The organism is Mycoplasmopsis bovigenitalium (assembly GCF_900660525.1).
Taxonomy (GTDB): Bacteria; Bacillota_I; Bacilli_A; order Mycoplasmatales; family Metamycoplasmataceae; genus Mycoplasmopsis; species Mycoplasmopsis bovigenitalium.
In genome coordinates this window covers 198,177-217,494 of record NZ_LR214970.1, presented here as the reverse complement: position 1 = coordinate 217,494, position 19,318 = coordinate 198,177, and the positions used below count along the sequence as shown (strand labels likewise).

The 19,318-nt window shown below is 27.1% G+C and carries 10 protein-coding genes; 7 read left to right on the top strand and 3 right to left on the bottom strand.

The window, feature by feature from the left end; translation table 4 throughout:
• Positions 1 to 15: 15 nt before the first annotated feature.
• The 5 genes from EXC34_RS00950 (at position 16) to EXC34_RS00930 (ending at position 8,571) form a co-directional block, all read left to right on the top strand.
• A complete protein-coding gene (locus tag EXC34_RS00950; RefSeq protein WP_246003941.1) occupies positions 16 to 1,200 on the top strand; it encodes an Mbov_0400 family ICE element protein in 1,185 nt (394 codons plus the stop codon).
• Positions 1,201 to 1,249: 49 nt separating this feature from the next.
• Complete coding sequence (locus EXC34_RS00945; RefSeq protein WP_129687529.1) at positions 1,250 to 2,545, top strand: Mbov_0401 family ICE element transposase-like protein; 1,296 nt, start codon at positions 1,250 to 1,252, stop codon at positions 2,543 to 2,545.
• A gap of 547 nt (positions 2,546 to 3,092) precedes the next feature.
• A complete protein-coding gene (locus EXC34_RS00940; RefSeq protein WP_129687528.1) occupies positions 3,093 to 4,919 on the top strand; it encodes a M3 family oligoendopeptidase in 1,827 nt (608 codons plus the stop codon).
• A 37-nt stretch (positions 4,920 to 4,956) separates the two neighbouring features.
• Complete coding sequence (locus EXC34_RS00935) at positions 4,957 to 6,753, top strand: ABC transporter ATP-binding protein (RefSeq protein ID WP_129687527.1); 1,797 nt, start codon at positions 4,957 to 4,959, stop codon at positions 6,751 to 6,753.
• Between the two features lie 12 nt (positions 6,754 to 6,765).
• The gene (locus EXC34_RS00930; RefSeq protein ID WP_129687526.1) at positions 6,766 to 8,571 is read left to right on the top strand and encodes an ABC transporter ATP-binding protein; all 1,806 of its coding nucleotides are present in this window, start codon (positions 6,766 to 6,768) and stop codon (positions 8,569 to 8,571) included.
• Positions 8,572 to 8,634: 63 nt separating this feature from the next.
• Here EXC34_RS00930 and EXC34_RS03715 read toward each other — a convergent pair whose 3' ends face one another.
• The 3 genes from EXC34_RS03715 to galE form a co-directional block, all read right to left on the bottom strand.
• Positions 8,635 to 11,193, bottom strand: a complete 2,559-nt coding sequence (locus EXC34_RS03715; RefSeq protein WP_220096527.1) for an MAG6410 family transglutaminase-related lipoprotein — start codon at positions 11,191 to 11,193, stop codon at positions 8,635 to 8,637.
• A 249-nt stretch (positions 11,194 to 11,442) separates the two neighbouring features.
• Positions 11,443 to 12,621 (bottom strand): UDP-galactopyranose mutase, encoded by a 1,179-nt coding sequence (glf, locus tag EXC34_RS00920; protein WP_129687525.1) that lies wholly within the window; start codon positions 12,619 to 12,621, stop codon positions 11,443 to 11,445.
• Between the two features lies 1 nt (position 12,622).
• Positions 12,623 to 13,624, bottom strand: coding sequence for a UDP-glucose 4-epimerase GalE (gene galE, locus EXC34_RS00915; protein ID WP_129687524.1), 1,002 nt, complete (start codon positions 13,622 to 13,624; stop codon positions 12,623 to 12,625).
• A gap of 416 nt (positions 13,625 to 14,040) precedes the next feature.
• On the opposite strand from galE, the gene EXC34_RS00910 reads away from it, so the two are divergent.
• Positions 14,041 to 17,832 carry a GA module-containing protein gene (locus EXC34_RS00910; protein ID WP_165001206.1) on the top strand — a complete coding sequence of 1,264 codons (3,792 nt, stop codon included), beginning with the start codon at positions 14,041 to 14,043 and terminating at the stop codon, positions 17,830 to 17,832.
• Positions 17,810 to 19,174: a hypothetical protein gene (locus tag EXC34_RS00905; RefSeq protein WP_129687522.1), complete on the top strand. Its 1,365-nt coding sequence runs from the start codon at positions 17,810 to 17,812 to the stop codon at positions 19,172 to 19,174. The genes EXC34_RS00910 and EXC34_RS00905 overlap by 23 nt, the downstream gene beginning before the upstream one ends.
• Positions 19,175 to 19,318: the final 144 nt, after the last annotated feature.

Below are 19,318 nucleotides of genomic sequence, written 5' to 3'. Positions count from 1 at the left end.
TAAATTCACCCATATATGCCAAAACATAGTATGCTTTTCAATGTTTATGGACAACCAATTAAAGAACATCCAATTGTTATTTGATATAACGGCAATGATGGGATGTATTATTTTGTTAAAGCACGAAGTGCTAATATATACGAATCAAAAAAAGTCAGATTTCCTACAGAAATTCTTATTCCCGCAGATGCAACTGCTTCGTATTCATTATTTAAAAGTGATAGTCTTGTAGATTGTTCACAAATTTTTAGAATGGAAGAAAAAGAATTTAAAATCGCTTATGGAAAAGATAATTTTCCAAGAGTAGATAAACTACCTTTCAATTATGCGATGCAAATTATCACTGAGATTGAGAAGAACTTTAAAAATGATCATATCTCATTAATGAATGTAAGTATTACAGGATACAACGATAAACAAAAACCTATTATTGAACCAGAATTATTGTATGCAAGCAAAGCAAGTTTTGAGCAAGAACAAGGATGATGAGAAAATCTATTTGATAATAATGAAACTGAAACAATTAGAAAAGCCAATGCTTTTGTTGTTAGTTATCATCGAACAAACCGCACAAGAGTTGAACTAAACCCAGTTGACGCTGGAATAGATATAGCAAAAGAACAATTAAAGGTTGATAGGATTTACGCCCCCATTTATCATTATCTATATGATAATAAACTATTAGATAAAGGTTATAATGTCGTTGAAATTATCGATTTAGTTAAAAGAGATATTCTTAACACAGAAGAATTTAAAGGTTATAGAGTATCAGATGGAACTATATGGAGTAGTCTCACTCTTCCCTGAGGTAAAAGAAGAACAAGTTTAAATTTTTATGATGAATTTCGCATCAATTCAGACAAATTAACTAAAATTCAACAAGACCATTTTTTCTTTAATGTAAAAGATAATGAACTTTTAGAATTCAAAAATGCTTATGAAAATGAATCATTAACTGAATGAATTGATAAAAGTGTTTTTAGCAATGAGTTTAAAGATTTTAGTAAAGAAATATTCGGCAATTCTGGTTGACCAATGGAAGAGATATCTACTTGATTTATTAAAGAAAGATATTGTGTTGAAAACACTTCAATCATTGATGAAGAATTAAAGTCCAGAAACCTTTTAAATCAAAATTCGCAAGAACCCGAAAAAGAACGAAATCACCAAATCCAAAAACGCAGAACAATGCGTATGTAATGTATATTAAAGCATAGTTGTACTATGTTTTTTTTATAATTTTTATGCTATGGATTTTCATATTAATATATTTAACAATGACTTATATTTAAGTAATTTTTATGCTAAAAAAGCACAAGAATTAAATGAGATTGAACAAGAATTTAGAACAAAAAATCGTTTTATATTACACCCAGAATGAAAAATTTCTAAAAGAAAATCCAAGTGTTGAATAACGCTTGGAGGTATTTTTAAACTAAATTATACGATGTATGAATATATCGATGCAAGGGGCAAAAAACGTCGAATAACGCATTATCACGACGATATTATTAAGCGTTTAAAATGTTCAAAATATGATTTTGATTTAATAAAATTCTGTATTATAAGTGATTTAAATAATCAAAAATTACCTAATGAATTAGTTAGTTTAAAACCATCTAAACAGTTGCTATATGAGATGAAAAAACGCTTTAAAATATCGCAGCAAATTTTTGAAAAAAATGACAAAAAATATAACGAAAATACGTCGGTATTTAAGCAAAAAAATTACAAGAAAATTCATATCGAAGTTGACGATTTTTACACTAGATTTCAAGGTTCAAAATACCGCCCAAAAATGCGAATTAGAGAGGTAATATTACATCAAAATTTTATAGGTAAAAACGCTAAAAAAGACACTAAAAAAGCAAGTGCAATTTGCTACTTTTTTACTAAAAATATTAGTGAAAAAACATTAGAAAATGACTCTATTTTTACTAAAAAATTCATAAATAATGAGTTAAAAAAATTAGAAATTAAAAGGAAAAAAGTAGTTTTAAAAGGTGATGGAGCAAGGTGAATGAGCCTTTTTGCTAGTGATATTAAGGTTAAATATAGCCTTGATTATTTTCATTTATTTAGAAAAATTAATGAAACATTTGGATATAAAAAGTTCAATTCAAAGAACCATAAAATGCTATATAAAAACTGATTTAGTAAGGTATACGGAGCGCGTTGAGTTGATTTATTTAGTGCAATTTTTGAAAAAAATTTTAACCTAAAATATGAAGATTTTATGAAATTAAAAGCCACTTTTTTACTTGAAGCGAAAGAAAAAAATATAGAAAAATCTTTTATAAAACAAGCAAGAATACTCTTTAAATACATTAATAATCACTGTAAAAATATATGAAATAACGAGGGAAATTTAATCATTGAAAAAAGTTATACTGAGCATTTTGTCTATAACTTTTTTAAGAAATTTATCAAAAAGCAAGGTTCATTATTTTCGAGAAATAGCATAAAAATGAAAGTAATTTATCATAATTTACTTAAAAATGCAGCAACATTTTTTATAGAATCAGATGAAAAAAATTTAGGATAATTTTTAGTAAATAATCGTAAAAAATAGGTATAGTGCCAATTTTGTGCCAGCATTATTGCCAAATTTTGAATATTATATATTACTACGTAATATAAAAACTTAATGTTGCCGTCTTTGTTGCCAATTTTGTGCCAAATTTTAAATTTGGTGACATTTTGGCACTAAATTTGTGCCAAATTTTTAAAGGTTCTTATTACAAAGTAATAAGCAAGATAAACTGGCGCTACGGTTAGTAGCTCTTTGTTGCCAGTCTTATCTTGCCTTTAAAGGTGTGCGCGCGCACGTAAAGGAGAAAAAAATTTTGGCAACGTAAAAAAATATCCAAAAATAGCGTATAATATTTACGATATTAAATTGCTTTGCAAGCAACACGCCCGAATTTTACTCATCCAAAAAAATATAGCAAAAATTTTTAAATATTTATCTTATTTTTTTACCTATATCAATATTATTACTATTGAATTAGATTAAATTCTTAAGTGTTTATATAAATAAATTAATTTAGACTATTGTAATATAATAAAATAATAAAAAAATAGGGGGTAATATGAAACAATATAAAAACGTAAAAGAAGTTGAAAAACAATATCTTTTTGACCTAGAATATCTACTTGACGGTAAGACAATTAACGATCTATTTGATGAATATAAACAAGCTATGCAATACTCAATTGAAGTTAAAGACTCAAAATACGATTCAATTGAAAATTATTTAGATTACCTAAATTATTCAGTCAATGTAGGAATTCTAAACAATAAAATAAGCAACTATATCTCAAATAATTTGAACAGAGAACTTACAAATACTCAATTTAATGAATTGAGCAACCAGTGAGATTTGATTAACCAAAATATTTCTGAGCAACTTGGTTCTGAAACTGTAAGATTTTACAAAAACATTGAAAAAATGAAAGAATGAGTCAATGATCATAGATTAAAATCTTATAAAAAATTACTGCAAGCGTCAATTGATGATTATTCTCACAAATTAGATGATAATGTTGAAGAATATATTGTTAAACTTGCAAATGCTCAACCCTCTTATGAAGGCGTTTTTGACTTAATTACTGATGCAGAACTTGATTATGGTTATCCGTTAGACTCAAAAGGCAAAAAACACAAATTATCACCTGCACTAAGAATAAAATTAATGAAATCAAATGATTCAGTACTAAGAAAAAACGCGGCAATTAATTGAAAAAATGCTAGTTTAAAACACAAAGACTCACTAGCAAATTTACTGTTTCAACAATTTAATTCAATTGGCACAAATGCAAAAATTAGATCATATAAAAACTCAGTACAAATGCTTACATATTCTGATAGAGTTGATGAAGAATTACTTTTATCTCTTTTTGACAAAGTTAGCTCACTAAAAACATTAGTAGCAAAAAGAAACAAATGATTTAAAAAATTTTATGAGGCCAAATTCAAAGAAAAATATCGGCCAAAATATGACTCATTTAGAGAACTAGTAAATGTAAAATCAACATATACAGTAGAGCAAATGAAACAAATTGTTTTAGATGCCCTTGAACCTTTTGGTAAAGAATACCACAACACAATCAAACGATCATACAGCGAAAATTGAATTGATTTTATGACTATTGATAACAAAATGTCTGGTGCATATTCAATTGGTTCTACCTATGGATTGGACAAAAAATATATTTTAATGAACTTTGATGGAGACTTGCGTTCTGTTGAAACGTTAGCACACGAACTAGGCCACTCAATGCATTCATATTTTAGTGATAAAAACAATGAAATGCACAATGCTGCATACCCAATATTTTTAGCAGAAATAGCTTCGATATTTAATGAATTAATGTTATATGACCACTTGTTAAAAAATTCAAAAAGTAATTTATTCAAGTTCAAAATTATCGAAAGTATGATTGATGGATTTATTGGCACAGTTTATCGTCAAACTATTTGAGCAAACTACGAATTTGATTTGTATAAAGCAATTGAAAATGGTGAAGTGGGCGCTAGTTATGAATCATTGGCGAAAATTTACCACAAAAATTCAATGAAATATTCAACAAAGAAAACAAAATTCAATAAAAATGACCAAATAGCTTGCGTAACTGTTCCGCACTTTTACTACGGATTCTATGTTTACAAATATGCTATTGGCCAACTTGTTGCAAACTTCTTCTTTAGCAAATATAAAAAAGAAGGAGAGTCATTTTTAACAAAATACATTAATAACTTTTTATCTGCCGGTGATAGAGATTGACCATTAAACACACTTAAATCAGTAGATGTAGATTTAAAAGATGATAATTTCTATAAAGTAGGTTTCGAATACTTTGAATCATTAATTGATGAATATATTAAACTAGGTAAAAAAATATTCAAAATTAACTAATTAATTCATTTTACAAAAGAAAAAGGAAAGGGGGGTTATGCTCAAACTAATTTCTATTTTGCCAAAGAGAGTGAAATTTGAATTTATTTTTGGCGGCTTTTTAATATTTCTTACATCAATAATAAGCTTCTTTATTCCAAATATGATTTCACAGTTTATTAAATTAATTTTTGACGACCAAAAGCAAAAAATTACTATTGAAGTTGTAAAAGGGTGAATCTTATTCAATGAAGCAGACAGAGATTATGTACGAAATTGATTAATCGGAATAATACTTATTCAATGTTTAGTTGTTGGATTGTTATCATTCTTAACAACATTTATGTATGTAAGAGCTGGTGAACGGGCTTCATATTTCTACAGAGTTAAATTGTTTGAAAAAATCAATAATTTGAGTCTAAAAAACATTTCTGATTTAAAACCTGAATCAATAATGACAAAAATTTCAAATGACGTTGCAGTTTTCTGAGACTTTTTAGTTTCGGGTCTAAGAACAATGTTAAAAGGATTTTTAATGATTATTGGTGGGGCGATAATGTCATTCTTTGTCAATTGAATATTAGCGCTAATAATATTATTAGTTGTCCCATTACTATTTTTAATATTGTTTGCAATTGGAAAAATATCAAGCCCAAAAATCAAAAAAGTTCAACAACAAATTGAAGAAGTAACCAAGGAAATTGATGAAAACATCAAGGGGGCTTCTACAATCAAAACTTATAATCTTGAACAAAAAAGGCTAGATAAATTCAATACAACCAATGCAGCATGACTAAAATATAACGTTTCATTCAATACAACTGTATCAATTTTATATCCAATTTTCTTTGCAGTTATGAACTTTGTTCAAATTGGGATATTATTCTGAGCAAGAAATGAAGTTATTACAAAAAATGCCACAGTAAATACCCTTGTTCAAGTAAATATTTTTATCGACTACTTATGAATAATTGGTTTTGGTATTTTGTTAATTACAATGTTTCTACGTTTTGCTTTTAGTGCAAGAGTTTCTGCAACACGAATTGTTGAAATTTTAAACACGAATGCTGATGCATTATTTGTCGAAAAAGGCTTAAACATAATTGAAGACGGCAAAAATATTGACTATAACATAAATATAGAAAATCTAAATTTTAAATACTACAAAGATAATCCAAATTACTCATTGAAAAACATAAATTTAACTATCCCCTATAAAACTACGCTTGGCATTATTGGTTTATTTGCATCGGGAAAATCAACGCTTGTATCATTATTACTAAATAATTACCTGTATGATGAAGGCTCGATTAAGATTGCCAACCAAGAAGTTAACCAAATTAACACAGAGCAACTACTACAAACAGTCGGAATTGTTTATCAAGACCCAATGCTTTTTTCGGGAACAATTCGTTCAAATATGCAATGAGCTAAACCAGATGCAAGCGACCAAGAAATAAATGAAGCATTAAAAAATGCTTGCGCATATGATTTTGTTTATAAATTCGATGATAATTTAGACCACCCAATCACACAGGGCGCAACGAATCTTTCGGGTGGACAAAAACAAAGACTATCAATAGCTCGCACACTATTAAGAAAACCAAAAATATTAATACTAGACGATTCAACAAGTGCTCTTGATAATATAACTACTAAAAAAGTTATTGAAAACATAACAAACAACTATGAATGCACAACTATTTTAATTTCGCAAAAAATTGGGGCGCTTAAAAAATGTGAGCAAATAATTGTTATGGAATCGGGACAAATTATTGCTCAAGGTACACACGAAGAGCTTATTAAAAATTGCGAATTTTATTCACAAATTCATGCCAGTCAGTTAGAAGCATAGAAAGGAGTAATCATGAAAAAACAAACAAAGTTTGGCTCAACACTCGGCCTTATTAAACTTGTTGGTAAATATTCGCAAAAAAGCGCCTGATTATTCTTTTTTGGTATTCTAACAACAATTTTTAACTCAGTTACATATATTATTGGAATTATTTTAAGTGGCCAAATTGTTTCAAAAACATTGACAAAAAATGTTTTTGAGCAAAAAGAAGCATTTGACGACAAAACATTTTTAATATTAATAATAATTATGTTGGCTTCATTTATTTTGTATGCAATATTAAGAAGTCTAGAATTCCGAATTTATATTGTTGTTAGTTATTCTACAGCTATGAATATGAGAAAAATTGCAATGCAAAAATTGTTGAAAATGCCTATTTCCTATTATGATAAAAATAAAGCAGGAAATTTAATATCAACCTTAGTTAACGATATAAATAATATTTGTGGCACACTAAGTCAATTGCTTTTACAAACTTTTTCAAATATTGCTCACCTAATAATCACTGTAATAATGATGTTTGTTTATAGCACAAATATCACACTAATTGTAATTTTAACTACTTTCGCATTGTTCTCAATCGGGCTTGTAATGATTAAAAAATCACGTCCATATGTTAAAAAGGTTTGAGACGATTTTGGTGATTTAAATGCATATGTAGAAGAATCAGTCAAAAACATGAAAATCACAAAAACATTCGGCAGACAACAAAATTCTGAACAAAAATTCAATAAAATCGCTTTAGATATCAAAAATCATGCCTTTGTAGCCGACTTATACACACAAATGTTTATACCTTGATTTATTATGTGTACAAACCTTGTTGTATTGATTGCAACCGCATTAGCATTATGATTCAAAAATGCATCAATTCCACTATTTGGAGCAATAACAAAAGTTCCAGATGTTGGATTTGTTATTGCATATGTCGGACTTCTTCATAATGTTACCGGTGCATTACAAGGTATTATTATGACAATTTTTAACTCACAAAATGGTGTTATTTCTACTGCTAGAATTAATGACATTTTGAAACTTAAAGAACCCGATACCTCACATGAAACTACTGAATTAAACAATGTGAAAGGCCACATTATATTCAATAATGTAAGTTTTAGATACGATACAACGAAAGAAAACTGGCAACTTAAAAACGCTTCTTTTGAGGCACTTCCAGGCCAAACTATTGCCCTTGTTGGGCCAACAGGCGCAGGAAAAACAACAGTCATTAATTTATTAAGTAAATTCTATGACTATGAAAAAGGTTCAATCACTATTGATGGAAATGAGTTAAAAAACATTAACAAAAATAGTTTGAATAAATCAATGGCTGTTGTTCTTCAAGACTCATTCATGTTTAAAGACACAGTCATGAACAACATTATGATTGGTAATCAAAATGCCAAAGAACACCAAGTTTATGAATCAACATCACTAGTTTCCGCTCACGATTTAGTTTTAAGACTTGAAAAAGGATACCAAACATTATTACAAAACAATGACTCACTTCTTTCAAAAGGTGAAAAACAATTACTTTCAATTTCTAGAGCAATTTTAGGCGATAAAAAAATATTAATACTTGATGAAGCCACATCAAATATTGACACAAATACTGAAAAAGTTATACAAGATGCATTAGCAAATTCAATAATGAAAAACAAAACCAGTGTTGTTATCGCCCATAGATTAAGTACAATCAAAAACGCTGATTTAATTTTATTTATTGATAATGGCGAAATTGTTGAACGCGGAAATCATGAATCATTGCTTGCCTTGCAAGGCCGCTATGCAAAACTTTATAAATCACAATTTGACTAGTAAATATTTGACCAATTCATTCAAAAAATAAACACCGAGGTAAAATCTTGGTGTTTATTTTTACTAATTAATATTCACTTTAATTGATTCAGAAGCCAGAAGATTTTCGCCGGGTTTAATTCTTACTTCATAAGTTCCTGGTTTTAAGTTTTCAAGATAAATTGAATTAATATCTTGTCAGTCACGAGTGTTTATTAAACGATATTCCATATTGCTATCAACACCAATAATTTTATTATCATAAACTTTTACTTCTTTATCAATATATGAATATTTTTGTGGTTTTATAAGTTGAATTTCAGAAGCCATCATTGATTTTGATGATTTTTTTCTTATTGAAATTAATTTAGTCCCAATACCCTTTAACTCAATTTGATTAGTTGTTATATCTTTTCATTCGTCTAAACCTAAACGATATTCCATACCTGAATCTAAGTTTTGTAAAATACCGGAATTCTCATCAACTCCAATAAGTTTTGCTTGAGGTTTATTGTGCCGCTTAACGTCAAAACTTAACTTTCCTAAATTATCTACATTAAATTTATATCCTATTTTATAAACGGATAATTCAACATCAGATTGGCCAAAATTATTGAAATTTGATAAATAAACTAAATAATCATTGCCAGATTGTTCAACTTTTTCAATATAGGCGCCTTTAACTCAAATATTTTCTTTTGTTAAAGTAGGAAGATCAACGCCAGAAACTTTAATAATATAGTCACTTTTATCATTTTTAAAATTATCTGCTTTCAGTTGAATTGTTTTTATGTTATTAATTTTGCTCGAATCAATATAAAATTTATATTTTAAAGTTCTGAAATTATTTCTATACCCTGTATGTTTTTCACCAGCATCATGTCCTGTTTTCTCTTTAATAATTCTTTCTACCATTGCATGATCAGTGAATGAGTTACCAGTAACAAAACTTACAAATTTTGAATCAGAATTATATTTTGCACTCACTTGCATTTCAACAATTTTGCGGATATCTTCTTCGCTTTTTATTAAGCCTTCTAATTGAAATCCTCTGTATTTTTCACCCATCAAAGATTTAGGGATATAGTTATTAAATTTTCTGCCTGGTGCAATGTCATTATCATTTACTAAAAAGTATGTGTATGAAGTTGCTCTTGTTTTTTTAGTACCATATTTAGTAAATTCTGTATTAGCATCTCAAGTAACATCGACATGATACCACTGACCTTCAAGCTCAACAAGGTTTCAAATATGCCACTCATTTCTAAGTGCACCAACAATTGTTTTAGATGGGATATTTAATTCATTCATAAACATTTGAAAACCTTTGGCATAACCCGCACAAACACAAAGGTTTTCAATTAAACATGAGTAAGCTGTCTGGTCAGATACTAAATCTCCTCGTTCTTGGTATTTAACATTTTTAGAAATTCAATCATATGCATTGCGAGCTTTGATAACATCAGACAAATTGTGTCAATTCTTTGTAATTTCTCTAACTTTTTCAATAGACAATGTTTCTTCATTTAATGCTTTAACTTCAAATTTCGAAAGAACACGAACAATTGTTCTAAATAAATAACCTTTATATTCTGCTCAAACTTGATAACTTCTTTGTTCCTGCTCATGTTCCTTGCCTGTAACAACCCCGTCACTTGTTATGCTTATTGAAACATCTTGAGGTGTTTTTTCACTTGATGAATAAACTTTTTCTTCAGGATACTGAGCTTTAATAAATCATTTAACCCCTTCAACAGGATGTCCAGATTTATCTACTAATTCCAACTTTTTAGCGTCTTTACCATCGCCCTTAATAATTGAAGAAGTTTCCTTAAATTTAAAGTCGGGATGTGAATAGAAGTTAGACGCTAAGTTTTTTGTAGATAAAATTTTATTTTTAATTTCTTGCTCTTGCATAGAAATTTCATTGAATGTTTGGGTTGGTTGAGTTGGATAAAATGAACTATCAACTACTTTAGAATGTCTAACTTCTTGATTGTTCTTATTATTAGCACTTAATTTGTTTGCAGAATTATCGGCTGAATTATTTTCGTTTTCTTTAGAAATTTGTTTATTTTCGTCAGAAGAGTTTGTTGAAATTGGCAGTGTTGTTGTAGCGGCGGGTTTATCTTTTTCGGTTTTATTAGAACTGGTTATATTTTCATTAATATTTTGATCATTATTGGGTTTTTTGTCTGTTTTAGCATTAAAAGGGTCTGTTGAATTAGTCTTTCCACCATTTTTTTGTTTGTCTACGTTTAAATTAGATGTAGTCCCATTATCATTTTGGTTTGGATTATCAAAATTAGTTTTTGGTATTACACCAGTGTGATTTCCTTGACTATTATCTATTAAATTTCCAGTTGTGATTGTGTGCTTTTTCTCTTCACCATCGTTATTATTGCTATTAGTGTCAGATACTTTATGAATGCCAACATTTCCATCTATATCAGTGATTGCGGCATTTGTTTTTTTATCATCATCGACCATAACACCGTGTGTTACACCAAATGTTATCTTTCCACTATTTTTTTTAGAATTATTGTCAGACACTTCACAACTAAAAACAAATGCTCCTGCCGCAAAGATAGATGCACCTGACAAAAGACTTAAAGACATTTTTTTAATTTTATTTTTTCTCATAATATTTACCCTTAAATACCTGTGTTTTTATTTTACTTCTAAAAATAAATAATTAAATATATAAATTCATAACATAAATTTATACGTTGAATTCAAAATAAAAATAACAAATTTATAAATTTAGTAAAAATGACTAGAAATTTCAATAAACAATTGAATCAAAATTCCACTTTATAGCATATTCGAATATCCAAAATTCATAAGTAACTTTAATTATTTAAGCAACAAAAAAGCAAGCAATTAGCTTACTTACTTGTCTAATTTTTTAGCAAAATCTAGTGCTTTTCTTACAATTTGGTCCATATTTACATACTCATATTTAGCTAGTCTACCTAAGTGATAAAGATTAGGATAATTTTGAGCTTCTAACGAGTATTTTGAATATTGATCTTTAGAAATGTCATTTGGAATAGGGTAATATCTTTCAGAAAATAATTGTGAATTTTCATCAAAATCACCAGGGTATTCTTTGGAAATAATGGTTTGCTGAATATTAATATTTTTTTCAGGATAAAAATTCTTATATTCAGTAATTCTTGTCATTGATATGTGTTCAGGATAGTTAACAACCGCTGTTTTTTGTAATGTTTTTACACCTAGTGTCTCAAATTCAATATTAAGTGATCTATAAGTTAATTTACCGAATTTGTATCCAAATATTTCATCGATAGGAGCACAGTTAATTATTGGTATATCAATTTTACTATTTTCAATATAAATTGAATTTTTTTGGAAATTTATTACTTCGGATATATTGGTGTTAAATATGATTTCAATATTGTTACTTGACATCATATTTTCAACCATCTTTGTATAACCTTCAACTGGTAATCCCTCAAATTTATCAGTAAAATAAGTGTTTCTTTCACTTAAATAAATTGGCACCCGTGCAAACACAGAAGCATCTAGTTCTTCAATACTTTTATTTCACATTTTTGAAGTGTAACTTGCAAAAACACGATTGTAAATTGTTTGATAAATATGTTGGAACTTATCTAATTTCGACAATTCTAAAATAGTAATTTTTTCTTGATTTGGGAACTGAGATTTTAAATAATTTATGAATTCTTGTGCTTCATTTGGAAATAGGATTTTAATTGAATTTATATTAATTGGCAACGGAATTAAATTATCATCAATTTTGGCCTCAACTACATTTTTATAAGAATTAAATTTTGTGAATTTATTCAAAAATGTAAATACTTCTTCATCATTTGTGTGAAAAATATGTGGGCCATATTTATGTACTAAAATTCCTTTTTCGTTGTAATCGAAAATGTTTCCGGCAATGTGAGGTCTTTTTTCAATAACTAAGATTTTTTTATCAGCCGGCAAAGTAGCACAAACAGTAGCGGTACTTAGTCCTGAGCCAATAAATAAATAGTCATATTTATTGATGTTTTGTGGCAATTTAGTAATTATTTTCATATTAGTCCTTTTTTAGTTGGTGTTTTCTAAATTCAATTTCACTCGAAATTATTTCATTAATGTCACTTTTGATTTGATAATTTAATTCACTGGTAATTTTTTTGTTTGCTGCAATTAAAATATCTGGGTCACCGCTTCTTCTTGGGCCATAACCAATACCTAAATTTCTATCAAGTATTTTTTCAAATGTTTTAACAATTTCTAAGTTAGAAAAACCATTTGAACTACCAATGTTGTAGTATAGATTTGTATTATCTTGAACCATTTTTTCAGCAACTAACTTGTGTAATTCCGCTAATTCAACCACATAAACATAGTCTCTAATGCATGTTCCATCAGGAGTTTTATAGTCATTTCCAAAAATTTTAAACTCTTTGCTTTGGCCAAAGGCATAATAACTGATTGACGGAATTATGTGGGTTGGCATTAATCCATTTTTTGTTAAATAACCAATTCTTTTACTTTTTGAAGCGCCGCCAACATTGAAATATCTTAAAAATGAATATCTAAAATCCTTATTAGCTACTGCAAAATCTTGAATTATTTGTTCACCAAAATATTTAGTTCTGCCATATGGACTACATGGATTTTTATCATCATCTTCATAAAAATATCCACCATGTTTTGAATCATTGCCATAAACTGCAGCTGATGAAGAAAAAACAAAATTATTTACATTGTGTTTTTTCATTGTTCTTAAAACATTAACAAGACCTTGAATATTTGTTTCGTAGTATCTCAAAGGTTCACTAACACTTTCGCCAACTTTAATTAATCCTGCTAAATAAATAACTACATCAATATTATTATTTAGAAACACAGTATCTAAAGATTTTTCATCTAAAATATCACCTTCGAAAAATGAACTTTCAGATTCTATAAATTCTCTAAAACCAGTTGATAAATTATCATAAATAACCACTTTATCTCTTTTGCTTTTGTTGATAATTTCCGCTACGTGGCTACCTATGTATCCAGCACCGCCAATCAATAAGTACGTCATATGATCTCCCTTTTTTAAAAACCAATAAATTTATTGAATGAATTTTATAGCACTACTGCCGCACCCATTTTTTGATATTCATTCGTTAAATTCTATTTGTTTCATAATTTATAACAAAAGAATATTTATTTTTCAATCAATTTTATTTTATTCAATTGAATTTATATTGATTTTGGTCAAAAAATCAAATTAAGTTTAAATTTTAAAATTAAATAAATAAACTATTTAATAAATAAAATCAATATAAAATTCCATATTTTTATTGCTTCATTTCGTTTTTTTGGGGCAAATCGGTCCTATTTTTTTTTTTTTTTTGCTTAATGATTAGAATTTAAGCATAAATATATAAATATATTTATTATAGTTAAATAATAATTTAATTTTATTTTATTAACTATATGAATAGGAGCAATCTTATGAAAAAATCAGTTAAACGAACTATATTTAATGCAACAGTTATTTCATCTAGTGCAATTGCACTAGGCGCAACAGCATCTGCAATTATTGGCAATGGTTTAAATCCTAGACAAGTAAACAAAATCATTGAAGAAATCAATTCAAAAAGACAAAATGTTGAAAATGATATTCAAACTCTTGAGTCTAATAAAAACTCAGTTGATACATTGAGAAATGCTATAAATAATTCAAAAACTAAACTAAATGAATATAAGACCAACTATGAAAAATTGGATAAAGATGAATACAAAAACTACAAGAGAATTCAACAAGCATTGTCAAAATTCAAAACTAAGATTGAAGAACTTAAAACTAAAATAACCCAATCAGAAGAAACACTAAAAACCAATATTGATACAATCGATAAAATTGTTAAAAAAGCAAAGGATACTTCTGACCAAGCCATTGAAAAATTAAATAATACTTCAGATATTAATTTTCCCGGATTAAGCGAAGCCAATGAAGAATTGCAAAAAGCAATGAATGAGTTAAAAGAAGCTAAAAAGCGCGCAGAAGTTATGGATTCAAAAACCCATATTGATGATTTAGCATTAAAGGCAAAAGATGTTGAAAAGGCAGAAAAACATGTTGCGGATTTAATCAAAACATTTAATGAATGAACAAATGAACAACGCCACACAGCTTACTTAGAAGAGATAAATAAGCACATTAAACTATTAAATGCAAAAATAAATGATTCCGCAAAACTAAATGAGCATTTACCTACAATATCCGAATTTATTAAAGATTTTGAAAAGAAAAATATTGTAGCCAAAGATGCTCATAATTACATCAATTCTTTAACTGAACAATTACCTGAAAATATTTTAAATTCAAACAATGAATTAAAACAAGTTATAGCAAATTCAGATACTAAAATAGAAGAATTAAAAGCCAAATTAAGCAAAATAAAAGCTGACATTGATGCAAATTTAAATGAATTAGCAAACAAACAACAAAGTGCATTAGACAAAATCAATTCAACAGATGATTTTGATATTTTAGTAGACGAATATAACTCTTCAAATCAAAGATTGCAAAATGATATAAAAAATATTGAAGATAGCATAAATCAAACCAAATATAATGATGCTTTAAATCAACTATCAAAATTAAAAACCGATGAACAAAATAATTCAAATATTGCATTGGAAAAATTACACAAAAATATTGAATCAACACTCGCTCACGCAATATATTTATCACCTGAACAAGTTGAATCATTTAAAGCGCAAATTAAATCTGAAAAATCTGTTGACAAATTAAAAGAAATTAAAAATGATATCAATCTTACAAATGAAAAAGAAAAAGTCAAAAAACAACTAAAAGATGGATATGAATTATTTAATAATCAATTTAAGCAAGAAGCCTTTAATAAAATTGATCAAGCAACAAATAAAGATCAAATTGATGAAATAATTTTACAAATTAATGAAATAAATACTGATAAGCAGGCTGCTAAATCTAAAATTAACAATGAATTTAACTTCTTATCAAATGAGCAAAAACATTCAGTTATTAATGAATTAATTAGTGCATCTTCTAAAGAAAAAGTCAAAGAAATAATAGATGAAGCTCAAGCCTTACAAGATGATAAAAAATCTAAATATTCACAAATTGATAATCTAATAAACTTAACAACTAGTGACAAACAAAGATTTTTAGAAGACATAAAAAATGCAAATAGCGCTACAAAAACCCCAAATAATACTCCACAAAAAGTTCTTGATAAAGCAATTGAATTAAATAATGGCAAAAAATCTGCAATTGATAACATTCAAAAATTAGAAAGCTTAAATAGTGCTCAAAAAGAGCTTCTTGAAGAACAAATAAATGGTGCTTCAACTAAAGTAGAAATTGACCAAATCACACAAAAAGCGAATGAATTAGACAAAATTAAAAAGCAAGTAAAAGAGCACGTAAACTCTTTAGCAACACAATATATTTCGGAAGAAGAAAAAAATACTTTAATCAAAAAAGTTGAAAATATAAACAGCATTGAAAGTGATGCAAATAATCAATTTAATGATATTAAATCTGAAGCTGATAATTTAAATAATGGCAAAAAACTACTAGTTGATGAAATCAATAAATTAAACTTCAATGAAGAAACTAAAAAAGAATTTACTAACAAAATTAAAGAATCTGATTTAGATAGTGCAAAAGATCTAAAAGACAAAATTTCACAATTAAATAACCTAAAACAACAAGTTCAGGGTGTTATTAATAACCCTAAAAACTTTGTTTCAGATGAAAGAAAACAAAAACTTACAAGAGGTCTTACAGACGCTAAAACTAAGGAAGAGATTACGAAGCTTCGTAATGATGCAACATTAGAAAAGAAAAAACACGAAGCTATTGAGTTAGCCAAAAAAATTCTTAAAGATAAACCGGAAGAATTAAAACAAGTAACTGAAGAAATAAATTCAAAAGATAATGAAAGATCAATTGATGCAATTGTTTCAAGAATAAAAGGCGATAAACTTCAATCACTTAAATTAGAAGCAGAATCTAAAGTTGAAAAATTAGAATTCATAAGTGAAAATGAAAAACAAAGCATCATTGCAGAAATTGAAAAAGTAACTACTGATAATCACAATGAACTTGAAAATATAGTAAAAAGAATAACTGAGAAAAACACTGAAAAACAAAATTTGTTTGATACAATTAAAAACTCAGAATTATTCAACAAAGAATACTTTAACCAAAATATTAAAAAATCAATAACTGATAATGATGAAAAAACTGCTTATACAAAAGTAAAAGATGATTTTGTTAAACTTGAAAATCAAAAAAGAGTAATAAAAAACAAATTTGACCAAAGCAACAATAATTTCAATTCATTAGGTACAAATGATGTTAAAAAATTAACAAAAGAACTAATTAACGCTACAACATCAGAACAAATTCAAAAAATTGAACGAGATGCAAATAATTTAAATAACTTTAAGAAAGATTTAATTGATAAAGTAAATAAATTAAGTAATGTTAATAATGAAAAACAACAAGCTATTCAAAAAATTAAAGACGCATCAACACGTGAAGAAGCACAAAAAATTTATGATGATTTAGCTTTAAAATCAAAACAAAATGATTCAACTTCAAACATTCAAAAACATGAATATCTATCAAATAATGAAAAAAGTAAATATATTGAGCAAATTAAGAAAGCAAACAAAGATAAAATTGAGCAATTACTTCAAGAAGCAAAAACATTAAATCATAAGAAAAAAGTTCAAGCGGAAAAAATTAGAAATTTAAACAATACAAATAGTTTATTAAAACAAGAAACAAAAGATAGTGCAATAAACTCAATTAAATCAACGGATGGCGAACAAAATGCTATCAACAAATATAATGACGTAAAAAATATTTTTGATAAGGAAACTGCATTGTTTAATTCAATTAATGATGCTAAAAATAAAAATCAAATACCTGATGCTGCTAAAAACCAGTTGATTAACAAATTAAAAGAGAATGATACAGAGCAAAACATCAAAGTTGTTCAATCTGAATTTCATAAATGAAAAGAAAATTATCCTAAACACAATGCTGCAATTAATTCATTAAATAATGTTAAAAAAATAATAGAAGAGATATCGCGTGAAAAAAATGATGAAGCAATAAGAAAACACGTTAATAATATTCAAGAATTTATCAATCAAAATATGCTACAAAATAATGAAACAATAGATAAAATTATCGAAAAAAATAATAGATTATATAGTAATGAAATCACTTCAAAAATTTAATAATTTATACCAAGATGTTGAAAAATTGTTTGATTCATACATTCTTAATGATAATGATAATAAAATGATGGATAAAAACGAATTATCTTCATTAAATCAAAAATTAAAAAATGACGTGAATAGAGTAAACAATATAAAACTTGAATTAAGTAAAACGTTTACAGGGTATCAATTTAATTCAAATCAATTTAATAAGGCTATTACAAAATCCCAAGAAGTTGAAAAATGATATGCTGAAAAAATTGATTTAATTACTAAACACAATACATTAAGTAAAGAAGTGAGTGAAACACGTTATCTAAAAAACAAAGATAAAGAAAAATGAAATAATAAAATTGGCATAGAAAGATTGAAAAAAGACCACAATACAGAAGCATTTAACAAACTAAAATCCGAAATTGATAAAGAGATGGCCACAAATAAAAAAATCATTGATAAATATTTAGATTCGCTAAATTCATATAAGGATACAATTCATAGAATTAAAGAGTATGATAATATCATTGGCGATCGTGACTTAAAAATAGCTAACCAATCAATAGTGCAAAATAATGAAAATATTATTTCTAATGTTGAAAGTGAATATGAATCTAATTTTAATAATAATTTACTACATATAAAGACACAAAGCATTGATAAAAACAATGATGCAATGACTCAATATAAATCATCATTAGAAAATGTAAAAGTCTATTTAGACAAACATGCAAGAAATGAAAACATTAAAAATTCTGCATGGCATGAATTTAAACATTGAATTGATTTTAAAAATCCAGAATTATTAAGAATACTTGGTACAAATGGAGTTAAAGAATTAGGTCAATATACAGAGGCGATTAAAGAAGCATCAAAAGTTTCGATATTAAATGTCAAACGATTAGTGTTCAAAAAAGAAATAATAGAATTAATTGGAAATGGTAAATGATCGCTAACTGGTGAAGTATGGTGAAACAATCATACAATTATGCATATATCATATGCATGAATAGAAAACCCAGGTGCAAATAATCAAAGCACAAGAGTTCACTTAGATGATAGATGATATAGTCCAAGATATTTACACTTCAACATTAATTGAAATGCTGATAAGGGCCATAAAACTGATGCTGTGAGATCTAGACAGTTAAATCACTGGGATTATTTCCCAAAAGGCATTATATTTAGCACAGGTGATGAAGATAATATAAAATATAAATTAATCGTCGATCAAAGAACATGATATGGTGTTGTCACAATACCAGAACACCATAACTATTGAAACAATACAGCGCACAGAATAACATATACGACTGAAAAAGATCAATCAAAATGATTTAATGAGAGTCACTTAAAATTAGTCTAGTATTCATACACGGTAACCAAGATATGTAATTATAGTTCCCACTGAACCATCTATAAAATATTAAGACCCCTATATTAAATCATTGTAGAAAAAACTAATTTCTGCAAAACTTATTCGTTTTTTATTACAAACACAGCGAATAAA